The organism is Flavobacterium sp. ASV13 (assembly GCF_000745775.1).
GTDB lineage: Bacteria > Bacteroidota > Bacteroidia > Flavobacteriales > Flavobacteriaceae > Flavobacterium.
In genome coordinates this window covers 742,621-756,273 of sequence record NZ_JQJY01000001.1, presented here as the reverse complement: position 1 = coordinate 756,273, position 13,653 = coordinate 742,621, and the positions used below count along the sequence as shown (strand labels likewise).

Annotated in this window: 16 protein-coding genes; 6 read left to right on the top strand and 10 right to left on the bottom strand. The window is 32.0% G+C overall.

Annotated elements, in window-relative coordinates; translation table 11 throughout:
• Positions 1–3 precede the first annotated feature (3 nt).
• The 9 genes from GQ47_RS03255 to GQ47_RS23580 all read right to left on the bottom strand — a co-directional run bounded on the left by GQ47_RS03255 (position 4) and on the right by GQ47_RS23580 (position 5,906).
• Positions 4–2,181, bottom strand: coding sequence for a hypothetical protein (locus GQ47_RS03255; protein WP_035644726.1), 2,178 nt, complete (start codon positions 2,179–2,181; stop codon positions 4–6).
• Between the two features lie 26 nt (positions 2,182–2,207).
• Entirely contained in the window at positions 2,208–2,708 is a 501-nt protein-coding gene (locus GQ47_RS03250) for a hypothetical protein (protein WP_152560983.1), read from the bottom strand.
• A gap of 28 nt (positions 2,709–2,736) precedes the next feature.
• On the bottom strand, positions 2,737–3,189 hold the full coding sequence (locus GQ47_RS03245; RefSeq protein ID WP_035644722.1) for a CHAP domain-containing protein: 453 nt from the start codon (positions 3,187–3,189) through the stop codon (positions 2,737–2,739).
• Positions 3,186–3,473, bottom strand: a complete 288-nt coding sequence (locus GQ47_RS03240; protein WP_132991338.1) for a methyl-accepting chemotaxis protein — start codon at positions 3,471–3,473, stop codon at positions 3,186–3,188. Before GQ47_RS03240 ends, GQ47_RS03245 begins: the two co-directional genes overlap by 4 nt.
• 320 nt (positions 3,474–3,793) lie before the next feature.
• On the bottom strand, positions 3,794–4,039 hold the full coding sequence (locus GQ47_RS03235) for a hypothetical protein (protein WP_035644718.1): 246 nt from the start codon (positions 4,037–4,039) through the stop codon (positions 3,794–3,796).
• A 413-nt stretch (positions 4,040–4,452) separates the two neighbouring features.
• Entirely contained in the window at positions 4,453–4,653 is a 201-nt protein-coding gene (locus GQ47_RS03230; RefSeq protein ID WP_035644716.1) for a hypothetical protein, read from the bottom strand.
• A gap of 119 nt (positions 4,654–4,772) precedes the next feature.
• Positions 4,773–5,486, bottom strand: a complete 714-nt coding sequence (locus tag GQ47_RS03225; protein ID WP_051951333.1) for a DUF3164 family protein — start codon at positions 5,484–5,486, stop codon at positions 4,773–4,775.
• 11 nt (positions 5,487–5,497) lie between these two features.
• Entirely contained in the window at positions 5,498–5,776 is a 279-nt protein-coding gene (locus tag GQ47_RS03220; RefSeq protein ID WP_035644714.1) for a hypothetical protein, read from the bottom strand.
• Positions 5,769–5,906 (bottom strand): hypothetical protein, encoded by a 138-nt coding sequence (locus tag GQ47_RS23580; RefSeq protein ID WP_162847919.1) that lies wholly within the window; start codon positions 5,904–5,906, stop codon positions 5,769–5,771. The genes GQ47_RS03220 and GQ47_RS23580 overlap by 8 nt, the downstream gene beginning before the upstream one ends.
• Positions 5,907–6,217: 311 nt before the next feature.
• Between GQ47_RS23580 and GQ47_RS03215 the strand changes: the two genes are divergently transcribed.
• From GQ47_RS03215 to GQ47_RS03205, 3 genes are all read left to right on the top strand, one after another.
• A complete protein-coding gene (locus tag GQ47_RS03215) occupies positions 6,218–6,901 on the top strand; it encodes a S24 family peptidase (protein WP_035644711.1) in 684 nt (227 codons plus the stop codon).
• Between the two features lie 93 nt (positions 6,902–6,994).
• The gene (locus GQ47_RS03210; RefSeq protein ID WP_035644708.1) at positions 6,995–7,555 is read left to right on the top strand and encodes a hypothetical protein; all 561 of its coding nucleotides are present in this window, start codon (positions 6,995–6,997) and stop codon (positions 7,553–7,555) included.
• A 43-nt stretch (positions 7,556–7,598) separates the two neighbouring features.
• Positions 7,599–8,090, top strand: a complete 492-nt coding sequence (locus GQ47_RS03205) for a TlpA family protein disulfide reductase (protein ID WP_035644705.1) — start codon at positions 7,599–7,601, stop codon at positions 8,088–8,090.
• A gap of 175 nt (positions 8,091–8,265) precedes the next feature.
• Here GQ47_RS03205 and GQ47_RS03200 read toward each other — a convergent pair whose 3' ends face one another.
• Complete coding sequence (locus GQ47_RS03200) at positions 8,266–8,649, bottom strand: hypothetical protein (RefSeq protein ID WP_035644702.1); 384 nt, start codon at positions 8,647–8,649, stop codon at positions 8,266–8,268.
• Between the two features lie 210 nt (positions 8,650–8,859).
• On the opposite strand from GQ47_RS03200, the gene galA reads away from it, so the two are divergent.
• The 3 genes from galA (at position 8,860) to GQ47_RS03185 (ending at position 13,423) form a co-directional block, all read left to right on the top strand.
• Positions 8,860–11,685 (top strand): beta-galactosidase GalA, encoded by a 2,826-nt coding sequence (gene galA, locus GQ47_RS03195; protein ID WP_035644699.1) that lies wholly within the window; start codon positions 8,860–8,862, stop codon positions 11,683–11,685.
• 151 nt (positions 11,686–11,836) lie between these two features.
• The gene (locus tag GQ47_RS03190; protein WP_035644696.1) at positions 11,837–12,709 is read left to right on the top strand and encodes a helix-turn-helix domain-containing protein; all 873 of its coding nucleotides are present in this window, start codon (positions 11,837–11,839) and stop codon (positions 12,707–12,709) included.
• 306 nt (positions 12,710–13,015) lie between these two features.
• A complete protein-coding gene (locus GQ47_RS03185; protein ID WP_035644693.1) occupies positions 13,016–13,423 on the top strand; it encodes a cupin domain-containing protein in 408 nt (135 codons plus the stop codon).
• Positions 13,424–13,653 lie beyond the last annotated feature (230 nt).

The following is a 13,653-nucleotide window of genomic DNA, read 5'->3' as shown; positions in this document are numbered from 1 at the left end:
TACTTATATATCGAGTGTGTTAATGATATTCGCTAAAATTGATTTTTCTTCATAATCAGCATATTCTTTAGTGGATAAGAATTTATAACTGATTCCATATATATAAATAGGTTCTTGAGGCATTACAACAGAAATCAATCCGTTTTCATTTTCATAAATAACACCAAGGGAATATTTGAAATAACTTGTATCAGTAGAACTTAAACGAGGGTTTTCTAAATCATCCTTAAAATAAAAATTGAAATTTGATGAATTGGCAGGTGTCATTTCTTTTAAAATATCCAATTCATTCTTGGTTATTCCGAGATTATAATAGTCAAAATCTAATTCTTCTTTGAAATTTAATGAAAGTATCTTAATATCAGTTTCAGACTCCTTAACCATGTAATGTTGTAAGTTGTATTCTTTTGAACCATATAATGAAGAAAAATAATTTGAATAATCCATTAAATTAGGATCTATATTTGCTTTTTTAGCAAATACTCCTTGTGCAAATACTTCTGTTTTATGAATAGAAAAATCATCTAAAGTTTCAATTTTTTTTGCGATGAATAAGACTTTCTCCTTAATGAAAGTTTCTACATTAGAGTCAGGATTTACTATGTCTTTCTTCCCTTTTTGAAATACTGCAAGACCATTTAATACAGATTCATTCATGTAATTCGAAAATCCTTTGTAATTGATTAGAGATTCTCTATTAAAAGAAGCTGTTAAGAAATTTTGGTTACTATTAAAAACGGGTGTAATAGTTAAGTTCGGAAAGATGTTATTATATAAAGAATGTCTTTTTTTATCTCCCCAGACTGTATAGTTATTTGCAGAAGAAAAATCCAGTTCTTTTCCTATGTAGATAAGTCTGATCAATGAACTAATATTCTTTTTTTGTCCACTGACATTGATATTTGGCACTTTAAATGATACTGTTTTAGTAAAATTTGAATCCAAACCACTATTTTCTAAGTCTAAAAGATTTTCTTTAATTACAAAGTCTCTTTCAGATTTAGTGATAATTGATCCTCTTAGTACATAAAGAGCAATTTCTTCATATTTTAAAGAGGCTGTTAATTCTATTGATATGTCGTTGTAATCATTTGAGTTTAATTGATTATTGTCAAAAATGAGAACTGGCCAGTTTAAATTACCATAATTTGCTTCAATTAAATTATCTGCAGTTCCTATTTTAATGTCTTTATTATTTGTTTCTGATAATTTGTAATTATTGTAAAAATTATATGAACGACGCCTGTTACTTTGAATATATAAATAAACTTTGTTTTTATTAGAGAAATTAAATAATAAATCACTGTAAATTGTTGTTCCAACTTTTGAGATAATTTCATTTGAAGAAGTAGTTGTTTCTATTTTTCCTTCATTGACGAATAATCCATAAAAAGCTGCAATATCAATAAATTGAGTACTTTGCTCACGTTGTAATTTCTTAATGAAATCTGTTTCACCATCTACATTAATTTCAGCAAAAGGTTTGCGGGCATATTCTAAATTAAAAGCAAACTCAGTATTGTCAAAATCATGTTTGTAATCGCCGTAATTTAGAACAACATCAATTCCGCATTCGCCTTCAGCAAAATTTCCTAATGATTTTCCAATATCGATTAGAGGCAATTCGAAATCATCTTTTTCATCGAAAGTATCGCCAGCCGCGACAAATTTCGATTCCTTAAAAAAGAAGTCAGAAATTGAGATTGTTGTATCAGTTAGATCTTTATCATAACCAATAAATTTAGCTGTGAAAGCAGGAACAGGAATAGGCGTGACAGTTTCACCGTTTTTTTCTACGCGGCCTTCATGAAAAGCTTTAAAATCGATGTTTATTTTGTCAATGAAATCGGAATACGATCCTTCATTCTTAATAACCAAAGGATCTGCATCATTCGTAAAAAAATCACTTTTCTGTAAACCTCTGTAAACAAAATATTTGATATTCAATCCAGGAAAAGGCTGATTGTAAGGACGAAGAATTAGATTCACTTTATCAGGATTGCCAGTTTGAGGCTGAACCAAAACAATTCCTTTACAAATAGAATAAGCTTTTTTGGGAGCGCCTAAAGAAAATCTAGAAGTCAGGTTGAAAACAGTTTCAGATTGGGGTCCAAAACCTTGGTCTGACAACTGCGCGGGAAAACCTCCCGACTCTATAAAAAAATGGGATTTTGCGGACATATTTTAAGTATTATTAATAAAAGTTTTTATTTAAACCAGAGCGGTTTATAGATTTTGTAGAGGAATCTTCCAATTAAAAAAAGAAGAATAAAAAGCAGCAATTTTCCGAGCCAAATCTGTACTTTCTGCCAAAAAGTGAGATAGTTGACAAACTTGGTAATAGTGATCGTTTTCTCTTGGATATCTTTAATTTGTTTCGATTTCCAATGCGCATAGAGTTCCTGTTCTTTCAGGTTGCAGTCGACTTGGAGTTTATTGTTATCAAGTCGAACCTTTGGGCTTTTTAATGTACGCCCTGGTTCGGCCTGAATAACATTTTTAAGAATTACTTTTCCGTTAAGGCATTCTAATAATGCATTGTAGGAACTGCTGTCTTTTGCGATTTTAAAGATTGTATCGTGTAAAGTTTCGGTAATGGTTATGGTCTGGGTTTTGTTTTCATTTTGCACCGGTTTCGGACTTCGGCATGAAATCATGATCAGAATAATGAAAAGAGAAAAAACAAGACATTTTAGTTTTTTAGTCATAATTAAAATTGGTTTATAAGGTTTTATTTTACAGTCGTAAAAAGCTTTTCACACTTTTTATATCGCGTTTTCTTCTGGCTACTTTATAGCCTTCACGTCCGCCAGAATCATTGGTATTTCCTTCAATGGTATAAATCGTGTTTCCAGCAATTTTCTCGACAAATCCGGCATGACCGGTGCCGTTATTGAAATCCAGAATAAAAACATCTCCAGGTTGAGGTGTTTTTTTTGCCAAAAGAGGTCTTGAATTGTATTGGTCCAAAACGCCTCCGGTTTTCTTTAAAGGATTTTTAGCATTCATTTGCTGTGAAGCATTCTGCGTACACCAGTAAACAAAAGCCATGCACCAGGCATATCCTTTTCCAAGTCCGACACTTCTTAGATAAATTTCAACTTCGGGACCCGAATTGCTGTTTCTTGGAATTTCTTCGACACCAATTTGTGCCGTTGCGATTTCGATCGTTTTTTGAGCTAGTGTCATGAGCTTTTTCCGTTTAATTGTTTGAATTTTTGTAGTTCGTCAACCAATTGCTGGTTAATCAGCATGAGTTCTTTATGCTGTATTTCCATTTTTTTGATCGTTTCTGTAGCAGCTGTAAGTCGTGCGGTAATGTCGTCCAGAAGATCACGGTAATATTTTACGGCGCTTACGGCATTGTCAAGTTCGGCTGCGCGATCTTCTGCCAGTGATTTTCGCATCGAGAAAAACCAAGTGATAAAACCGGCAAAGAATGCGGTGAGAGTGGGGTATAAAAACTGTTCCATTGAATGTGTTTAAAGTTGAATATTGGGCTTAAAATTGTTTTTGAAAAGACAACCTGAATGTTGTTTTTTTGAAGGAAGCAAAACCAGATTTTTTTCCGGTTTTAAGGCGTGGTTGTTTCCTTTTGAGATTGCAAAGATTGGGTGAAAAAAGCCCTAAAAAAAACGAATGCAAGGTCTGCGAACATTTGTATTCTAGGGCTTTACAGAGTTGTAAGGAAAGCGAACAGAAGTCGTTTTGGATGAAGTAAATGCTTCATCTTTGCATCACAAAAAGGATGTTTTTGAAGATTAAAAAAGAATGATTTTTTCTTTTATATGAATTAAGAAGGCCTTTGCTGATTGCTCATAAGTTCTTCGATTTTTTTTAGTTCAGAAGTGATAGGTGTACAGAGAATTTCATACAAAGTAGTTCTGGAAATCGGGTAAACCGGATAGACGTATTTACGCCACACAACAGTAGTCGGAATGTCTTCCGTTTTATGCTTTTGATACAGTTCTTTAATGAGTTTGTAACGCATTAATTTATTTTTTTGAATTCCGAGACTTCTGTTTGAAGATATAGGCATGAGAGATAATATTTTGAGTGATAGAAAAAGTTTTAAAAGAAGAACGAAGTTTTAAGAAGATTTATTCATGGATAAAATCCTGTAATGACATACCATTTAAGACAGCCAAAACCATTTGATCATTTTTAATAAAAGGTTTTACTCCTTAATGCCATTTTTATATTGAACCTCGTTCTGAGGTTGTAATTGTTAAAGATTTTATTTAACAATTTAGGTCAGCAAACTCCGCATGACAATCCTGTTTCCAAAACCTTTTAAGGTTTGGATTCCAATAGAAAGAATGCGTTTTGGCTGTTATTTTATTAGGGCAGAAATCGCCCGTTTTGCCGGTTCCTGGTTCTCTTCAGAAAGAAGAAGAAGCAGGAACCATTTTTTTACTTGTATTTTTCAAGGCTACAAGTTAGAAGGTCTTTTTAGCCTTTATAAGTGGCTGTTGTATGTTTTTTGAATCTCGGATTTTTAATAACAATACTTTCGTACTGATTAAAAGCAAGCCGTTCTTTCTTAGATAAGTCATTGCTGCAATTCCAGTTTCCGAGTCCGTCTTTAAAGATAATATGTTCGTTTACTTTATAGCTTTCATGATCTGTAATTGGCTTTATTTTTACGCTCATTTAGGTATTGTTTAAAAGTTGTTTTTAATTTGAAATAAAACCATTCTCTAAATAAAAATATTGGTTTCAAGTTAGTTGCAATTAATAGAAAAGCTAAAAGCAACGATAAATGAATGGTACTAAGCTGCATGATTTTGTTTGTTTTGTTGGTTAAAGAAATTAAAAGCATATCCTTGTAAAAAATCAACAGAAGATATCGACAACGGAATATTGGTTCTTACACCATTTTCATCAATTCGGCATGCTTCAATAAACCAGCTCGAACGTACAGGTTTAAACGAAGAAGCAATGATTTCAACACCATCTGTAAACTCTTCATTGTTGAATTCTTTTGTCAGTTTTTGAAGTTCTAAAACTCTGGAACCTTTTAAATTTCCTTTTGCATCCTTTTTTAAGAGATTGAAAACAATTTTAACTAACGAAGCTGTCTCCTTGCTTGTAGAAAGTGATGAAATGTAATTCTGTACTTTTTCAATTCCAATTGTTACAGTGTCGTCCCAGCCTTCATTAATGCGATATCCAATTGTAATTTCTTCTTTATCATTTGAAAATGTATGCGACATTTGTTTTTCTTTAAAACCATAAACCTGATTTTTTAAATCCAAAATGGTTTCAAATAACTGGAAAGTTTCGGTTTTGGCATTTCTCATCATTTCAGATGTTTCGTGTAGTCTCGAAAGCGCTTTCGGAATCGTTTCGGCTACTAATTTTTTATAAGCATCTCTTTCTTCCAACTTTTTGCTTTCAATTTTATTTAAAGCTTCTTTTAATTGTTGAGCAGAAAATTGAGATAAGTCCATAGCTTTGAAATTGTTTGCTGTTGAAGTATTCATAATGTTGTTTTTTAAGCGATTAATAAAATTTCTTCTTTAAATGGATCTCCGTAATACGGTTTAAAATTGTTTTGAAACGCGAGTTTCGTAACTTCTTTCAATTTGTTTTCAATACTTGTAGAAACGGGGCGGGGAGAAGCAGTTTCATCATCCAGAATGTGCATCCACTGAAAGCGTTCTTGATTAATGCAGATTCTTTCTCCGGCAGTAAAAGTTTTCCTTTTTTCAGAACAATATTGAAGTGCCAGATATAATGTTGCAATACGTTCTTCGATTTGTGTGTTACTCATGATTTTTTTCTAATTGATTTTTTAATTTTTTGATATCAGATTCGATTAAACTTCTTTCGGAACTGTTTGGATTCTCGATCAGCCAATTCTCTAATTCCTGAATTTTTTCTTTGATTTGATTTTTTTTCATTTCGATTTGCATTAAAAGGTTTAGTGGTATTTCCCGTTTTTCATGTCTTTTATTAATTATTGTTTTTTGGATTCGTAGTATTTACCATCTTTTTTGTGTTTTAGGGTAGTATTTTTCATTTTATGTTTTTAATCAGTTTGTTATTTGAAAATCAGTTAATTGTAATAGTTTTGAAATTGTTTGATTTTATCTTTATCCAATATTTTATGGTTTAACCCCTTGTTTTTCAATTTTATTTTTCTTTACTTTGCAAATATAATGTAAAATAATACATTAAAACAAATTTTTAACGTAAAATAATACATCTTTTTATGGGGTCAACTGAGAGAGTGCGTGAATATCTTGATTATAAAGGGATTACTAAGTATAAGTTCTGTAATGATTTGGGTTTTTCTAATAAGTTTTTAGATAATAGTAGTAATATGGGAACAGATAAGGCATGTAAAATATTACATTATTATCCGGATCTAAATTCAGAGTGGCTTTTAACAGGAAATGGATCAATGATTAAGGAAGAAAATACTAGTATTGTAATTATGAATAATGATAGAAAAACCGCTGATTCACTGCATGCTACTCAAGAAATTCCGTTGTATGATTTGGAAGCAGTTGCAGGTTTAAGAGAGTTGTTTAGTAGTGGTGAGCCACAAAGAATTCTGGACACGATAAAAATTCCGAATCTTCCAAAATGTGATGGAGCAATTTCTGTAACAGGAGATAGTATGTATCCGTTATTGAAATCTGGAGACATTATTCTGTATAAAGAAACCGAATTTGAAAATATCTTTTTTGGCGAAATGTACCTTCTAAGCGTAAAGTTGAACGATTGGGAAGAGTATATTACAGTAAAATATGTTCAGAAATCAGATCAAGGTCAGGAATATGTGAAATTAGTAAGTCAGAATTCACATCATCAGCCAAAAGATATTCATGTGTCGAAAATATCAGCATTGGCGCTTATAAAAGCGAGTATACGTATCAATACGATGATGTAAGAATGATTCAAATAAAAATATAAAGTACTTTTTGAAATGCGATAAGTTTCATGAAAGAAATTTATATTTGTTTGTAAAATTTTTTATTGTTGAATGAAAAAAACAAATCCATACGAGCAAGCAATAAAACTAGGAAGAACGGTTGATTTTTTATTAGGGAGAAGAGAATTTCTTTATGAAGATGATACGTTTTCTAAAGAGTTGCATACTCCATATTTAACATTTATGGATATCCAAGATTATGGAAAAAAATATGGAGAAATCAAAATGTTGAAACGCTTTGAAATCGATATTAAAAAAGTTTTAAAAAAAGATTTAAATCCGAATGATTTTTTTACTATTTCGCAGTATATCTTTATTTATATGCTATGTTTTTATGAAGAAAAAGATCTTGAAATTGAATGGATTCCAGATAGAAAAACAAAAAGATTAATTAGAAAACATTATTATAATTTTTATGAACAATTTGATCCAAAGGATAATTTTAACTATAAATTTCCAATAGAAAGTAATGGATTTTTTCTTGCTAATATTATAAAAAAGTTTAAATTTATAAAGGAAAGGTTTGGAGTTGATTTATTAATAGAAGATCAAAATGAATACAAAGAAAATTGGCTGTCCCGATTGTTCAATAGTTACAAACTAAAATTTTAAATAAACAGATAGTCCCAAATTATCAAAATAAACTTAATCAATTATGAAAAAAACTTTACTAGTCCTAGGATTCTTATGTTGTGTAATAACCAGTTCAAAAGCACAAGTTGTTGGTGTCGATGTTGGCGATATTGCTCCAGAAATTGAGCTTCCTGATACAAAAGGAAATGTCGTTTCGCTTTCGTCATTTAGAGGTGCTTTAGTGTTAGTTGATTTTTGGGCTTCTTGGTGCGGACCTTGCATCAAAGAGCAACCAGCTTTATTAAAACTGCATAACGCTTATCCAGAGAAATTATTTATTTATGGTGTTTCAATGGATACAAAAAAGCCATTATGGACAGGTGCAATTGCAAAAGGAAAACTGCCTTGGACAAACGTAAGCGACTTAAAATACTGGAGTTCGCCGGTTGTAAGTGCTTATATGCTTCAATCTGTACCGTTGAATTTTTTAATTGATAAAAACGGAATTATTTTAGCTAAAAATATTCACGGAAAAGCTTTAGAAGATATGGTTAACGGTTTGTTGACTAAGTAATTTTGTTTCAAGTTTCAGGTTTCAAGTTGTGCTCAAAGCATGGCAAACTTTGCGTTCATTGCGTTCCCGATAATTATCGGGATTGCGCTCTTTGCGGTTAAATTATGAACAGGCATATCAACTTGAAACTTTAAACCTGAAACAAAAAAAAGTCCCTTATTAGGGACTTTTTTAATTATTCATTTTCTGTATTTGCCTTTTTGACGCCTCCAAAACTCGTTTTCATCATTTCTCTTATTTGAAATTGCGATTTGTTTCGCGTAACATTTTTCCATTCCTCAAAATCATAAATATGAATTTTATCGGCATAAGGATTGGTTACAAAAAAGAGCCTTGATATAGAGAATTTATAATATTTCAGTTCATGCGAGATGTGGCGATCGGGTACGACAATCAGAATCGTTTCCCAGTCCAGAAAATTCTTAGGAACATCTTCTCTTTCAGTTAATCCAAGAGATTCAAAAAAGGCAAGAATCTTTTGGTCATTATTCTTATCGATCTTTTCATCGATACGTTTAATGGCGCTTAGAAGCTTTTTTTCATCTTTAATAACACTCATAATAGTCTTTGCTTTTTTTATTTTAGTATAAAATTACACCAAAAGAAAATTATTTCAGAATGTATAGCCAATAGAATGATTCTAAATTTTAATAGTCATTTTTAATGGGGTTTAAAAGGATAATAGTTTATGTTTTTGATAAAATACTATTAAAAAATATACCTTCAAAAGCCTAATTTTATATTTTCTAACTATCCTCAAACTATTTTCATGAGAAATTCGTGTCTTAAAAAAGTCTTTTCTGTTTTTGTTTTTTTGATTTCGTTTTTGGCTTTCGCCCAAAAGAAATCAGACAGAGAATTGATTTTGATAGATAAAGACTGGCGATTTTCATTCGGACATTTATTTGATACCGAAAAAGATTTTGGACATGCAACGGGCTATTTTTCGTATCTAACAAAAACAGGTTTTGGCGACGGCCCGGCAGCTAAAGATTTTGATGATCGCGCTTGGCGAAAACTCGATTTGCCACATGATTGGGCAGTAGAACAGCCTTTCAGTGAAAGCGGAAGTTTCAGTCACGGATTTAAAACGGCGGGAAAAGGTTTTCCAGAGAAAAGCATTGGTTGGTATAGAAAGAAAATCAACATTCCAGAAACAGATAAAGACAAAATTATTTCATTGAAATTCGACGGTGTTTTCAGAAATTCAAAAGTCTTTTTTAACGGCTATTATCTCGGAACAGAAGAAAGCGGTTACAACGGATTTGAATATGATGTTACGGCTTATGTAAATTATGGCGGAGAAAATACGATAGTTATTCGTGCCGATGCCTCAATGGAAGAAGGTTGGTTTTATGAAGGCGCGGGTATTTACAGACATGTTTATCTGCAGAAAACAAATCCGATTCATGTTATTACAAACGGAACTTATGTCACTTCGGAAATAAAAAATAATGAAGCTGAGATTACTGCCGAAGTTGCAATTGAAAATAAAGGAAATTATAAAGGTTCGATTGAAATAATCCAGACGATTTTTGATGCATCAGGAAAACAAATCGCAAGTGTTTCGGAAAATGTGAATACTCCTGAATTTTATAAAAGCAATATTTATGCTTCAAAATTAAATGTGAAAAATCCGCTTTTGTGGGATATTGATAATCCAAATTTATATCGCTTGGAAACTCAAATTAAGCAAAACGGAAAACTAATAGATATTTACGAAACTTCTTTCGGAATTAGAACCGTTAAGTTTGATCCAGAAAAAGGCTTTTTTCTGAATGGAAAATCTTTAAAATTAAAAGGAACCAACAATCATCAGGATCATGCCGGAATTGGAACGGCTTTACCAGACGAAATTCAGTATTATAGAATTCAGAAATTAAAAGAAATGGGTTCTAATGCCTATCGTTGCTCGCATCATCCGCCAGCACCTGAACTTCTGAATGCCTGTGATGAACTCGGAATGCTTGTTATTGATGAAACCCGATTAATGGGAATTAATGATTATCATTTGAATGATTTGGAACGAATGATGAAACGAGATCGAAATCATCCGAGCATAATTTGTTGGTCAGTTGGAAATGAAGAATGGAATATTGAAGGAAATATTGTAGGCGAAAGAATTACAAATGTGATGCAGGATTTTGCCAAAAGTATTGATCCGACAAGACCTGTAACTGTTGGAATCAGCAGCGGATTTAAAAGCGGAATTTCATCTGTAGTAGAGATTATGGGTTATAATTATCTTGGAAACGGCGATATTGATGCGCATCGAAATGAATTCAAACAACAACCCGGAATGGGGACAGAAGAAGGTTCAACTTTTGCAACACGTGGAATTTATTTTACAGACGATGCCAAACACTATAAAAGTGCTTACGATCAAAAACCAAGACCAACTTTTTATAGTATTGAAGAAGGTTGGAAATTTTATGCTGAAAGAACCTATTTGGCAGGAATGTTTATTTGGACAGGATTTGATTACCGCGGAGAGCCAACACCTTACGGATGGCCATCGGTGACTTCTTATTTCGGAATGATGGATGTTTGCGGTTTTCCAAAAGACAATGTTTTTTATTTGAAATCGTGGTGGGGAAACAAACCCGTTTTGCACATCATGCCACATTGGAATTGGGCTGGGATGGAAGGCAAAGAAATCGATGTTTGGGTACAGTCGAATTGTGATGAAGTCGAACTTTTTCTAAACAAAAAAAGTTTAGGAAAAAAGAAAATGGAAATCAACAGCCATTTGGAATGGAAAGTCAATTATACTCCCGGAATTCTGGAAGCTGTTGGTTATAAAAATGGAAAAAAAGTCTTAACTGAAATCCAGAAAACGACTGAAAAACCTGAAAATATTAAACTTTCTATAGATAAAGAAAATGTTTTGAAGGGAAATGTTTCGGTCATTACGGTTGAAGTTACGGACAAAAATGGTTTACATGTTCCAACAGCAAATGACGAAATCACATTCTCTATAAAAAATGGAAAGATTTTAGGAGTTGGAAACGGCGATCCGACTTCACTGGAAAAAGATCAGTTTATTGATAACGTTTCATTAATTGCAATAACCAATTTTAAAGAACAAAAAGGAACAACGGCTAATTTGCCTCAGGAATTCCAAAACTATCCTGAAAACGATTGGAAAACAGCTTTTAAAGACCGTGATTATAAAAATCAGGCGCCTTCTTATATTTATAAAGGAGAATTTGATTTGAATGCTATTTCGAAATCAAATATTGTAAGTTTTTTTTACAAGAAAATTGGAGTTGAAACTGTTGTTTTTATTAACGGAAATAAAGTAAATCCAAGTCCTGAAGATTTGCAAAAGTATATTTTGGATTCGGTTATTTTAAAAGAAGGAAAAAACATAATTCATATTGTCGCAACGCCATTGCAAAAAGTAAAAGACTGGGATGTCATGAATACTGATCCCGGAATTATTCAGGTTGTAATGCCAGCTGAACCTTGGAAAAGAAAACTTTTTAACGGCTACGCTCAAATTATCATTCAAAAAGAGGATAATGCCAAAGAAGTTGTTTTATCTGCTTCCTCGAAAGGATTACGATCTGCAAATTTAGTTTTGAAAAAATAGTTTAAAGTTTCAGGTTTCAAGTTTTGTTGCGCCGCGTTAAACCTGAAACCTGAAACCTGAAACCTGAAACCTGAAACCTGAAACCTGAAACCTGAAACCTGAAACAAAAAAATAACAAAATAATATTGTTTGATTTTCATAACTTTGCAAAATGAATAATCAAGCCCAAAATATTAATAATTGCGATTTTACTTCAGATTTACAACTGAAAGGTTTTAAGGTTTATCAAATAAATGGAGATCAAAGCAAGATTCCTGTTTATAGTCGAAGGGATTTTTACAAAATTTGTATCAATACGAGTAAAAGTATCATACAATATGCTGACCGCGGAATAGAAACAGACGGTACGATTTTGTTTTTTGGTAATCCAATTATTCCTTATTCATGGGAAACCATTTCAGGAGAGTATGAAGGATATGCTTGTGTTTTTACAGAAGAATTCTTAAAATCAAAAGAACGTTCAGAAGCACTTCACGAATCGCCGTTGTTTAAAATAGGAGGAACGCCAATATTTTCTTTAACAGCTGATCAAAAGGGTTTTATAGATTCATTGTTTCAAAAAATGATTCAGGAATATGAAACCGATTATGCATTTAAAGACGATTTGATGCGCAATTACATCAATCTGATTTTGCATGAATCTATGAAAATGCAACCTTCGGAAAACTTTTTCAAGCCGAAAAATGCTTCTTCTAGAATCACTTCTTTGTTTTTGGAATTATTAGAAAGACAATTCCCGATTGAAACAAAAGATCAGCCACTTTTATTAAAAACACCTCAGGATTATGCACAAAGCCTTGCTGTGCACGTAAATCACTTAAATCGCTCGGTTAAAGAAGTTACAGGAAAACCAACTACTTCGCATATTACAGAAAGAGTTATTAACGAAGCAAAAGCACTTTTGCAACATACTGATTGGAGTATTTCTGACATTGGTTACTCATTAGGATTTGAATATCCTAGCTACTTCAATAATTATTTTAAAAGACTTACAGGAACGGTTCCAAAATCGTTAAGAATGTAAATTGTTTCATTTTCATAATTTTTTGTTTGAATATTGTTATTTCTGGACTTTAGTATTGCACTACATTTGTCCCAGATTAATAAACAAATCATTTATCAGTTTTTAAAGACTAAAGAATACTTCATAAAAGCGAGGTCCCAGCTTTACGGTTTAGTTTTAAATGCTTTATATAAAATAATATAAAATTTTAAAGAATAAATAAATCCGAAATCTCTTTTTAAAGAGGTTAGACACTTTGATTTTGCTATCGAAAGATAGTTTGTACAATAACTTTTAAAATAATTATTAACCTAAAACAACTAAATTATGTCGACACAATACACCACAGTGACCGAAGAAGGAAAAGTTCCAAATACTTATATGACAGGTGAAGTGTCATATAAAAAGCAAACCAGCGAAATTCATCCTGAAAATACAGTAATTAAAGAAGTTTCATTTGAACCAAGCGCACGAAGTAACTGGCACAGTAATGTGAGTCTTCAAATGTTGATTGCTACAGGCGGAACTGGTTATTATCAGGAAAGAGGAAGCGAGATCAGAATGCTTCAAAAAGATGAAGTAGTGACTATTTTACCGGATGTTGAACATTGGTATGGAGCAACTCCATTCAATAAATTTTCATACATCGCTATTATCACAGAAGTTGATAAAGGTTTTGGAACCTGGCTTGAAAAAGTGACAGACGAAGAATATTTTTCTTTTCAAAGCGCTTGATTTTTTTAAGATACTAAGGTTCTAAGGCACTAAGATGCTAAGTTTCTTAGCTAATTTTTTATGCAGATTTTGAAATGATTTATTTTGGTATGAAAGAGGAAATATTTTTGTAACTTTCATATTATCAATTTGATATAAAATAAATCTGTTTAAATCTGCCAAATCTGCGTGCAACTTTTAGTCGTTCCAAAACCTGAAACTTCAAACTTCAAAAAACAACATAATAAAAT

Excerpts from the sequence above, each read along its gene's own strand:
- GQ47_RS03245 (WP_035644722.1), bottom strand. The coding sequence starts at position 3,189 with ATGACACTAGCTCAAAAAACGATCGAAATCGCAACGGCACAAATTGGT.
- GQ47_RS03185 (WP_035644693.1), top strand. The coding sequence starts at position 13,016 with ATGTCGACACAATACACCACAGTGACCGAAGAAGGAAAAGTTCCAAAT.
- GQ47_RS03220 (WP_035644714.1), bottom strand. The coding sequence starts at position 5,776 with ATGAGTAACACACAAATCGAAGAACGTATTGCAACATTATATCTGGCA.
- GQ47_RS03235 (WP_035644718.1), bottom strand. The coding sequence starts at position 4,039 with ATGCCTATATCTTCAAACAGAAGTCTCGGAATTCAAAAAAATAAATTA.
- GQ47_RS03200 (WP_035644702.1), bottom strand. The coding sequence starts at position 8,649 with ATGAGTGTTATTAAAGATGAAAAAAAGCTTCTAAGCGCCATTAAACGT.
- GQ47_RS03240 (WP_132991338.1), bottom strand. The coding sequence starts at position 3,473 with ATGGAACAGTTTTTATACCCCACTCTCACCGCATTCTTTGCCGGTTTT.
- GQ47_RS23580 (WP_162847919.1), bottom strand. The coding sequence starts at position 5,906 with ATGAAAAAAAATCAAATCAAAGAAAAAATTCAGGAATTAGAGAATTGG.
- GQ47_RS03250 (WP_152560983.1), bottom strand. The coding sequence starts at position 2,708 with ATGACTAAAAAACTAAAATGTCTTGTTTTTTCTCTTTTCATTATTCTG.
- GQ47_RS03255 (WP_035644726.1), bottom strand. The coding sequence starts at position 2,181 with ATGTCCGCAAAATCCCATTTTTTTATAGAGTCGGGAGGTTTTCCCGCG.
- GQ47_RS03215 (WP_035644711.1), top strand. The coding sequence starts at position 6,218 with ATGGGGTCAACTGAGAGAGTGCGTGAATATCTTGATTATAAAGGGATT.
- GQ47_RS03190 (WP_035644696.1), top strand. The coding sequence starts at position 11,837 with ATGAATAATCAAGCCCAAAATATTAATAATTGCGATTTTACTTCAGAT.
- GQ47_RS03210 (WP_035644708.1), top strand. The coding sequence starts at position 6,995 with ATGAAAAAAACAAATCCATACGAGCAAGCAATAAAACTAGGAAGAACG.
- GQ47_RS03230 (WP_035644716.1), bottom strand. The coding sequence starts at position 4,653 with ATGAGCGTAAAAATAAAGCCAATTACAGATCATGAAAGCTATAAAGTA.
- GQ47_RS03205 (WP_035644705.1), top strand. The coding sequence starts at position 7,599 with ATGAAAAAAACTTTACTAGTCCTAGGATTCTTATGTTGTGTAATAACC.
- galA (WP_035644699.1), top strand. The coding sequence starts at position 8,860 with ATGAGAAATTCGTGTCTTAAAAAAGTCTTTTCTGTTTTTGTTTTTTTG.
- GQ47_RS03225 (WP_051951333.1), bottom strand. The coding sequence starts at position 5,486 with ATGAATACTTCAACAGCAAACAATTTCAAAGCTATGGACTTATCTCAA.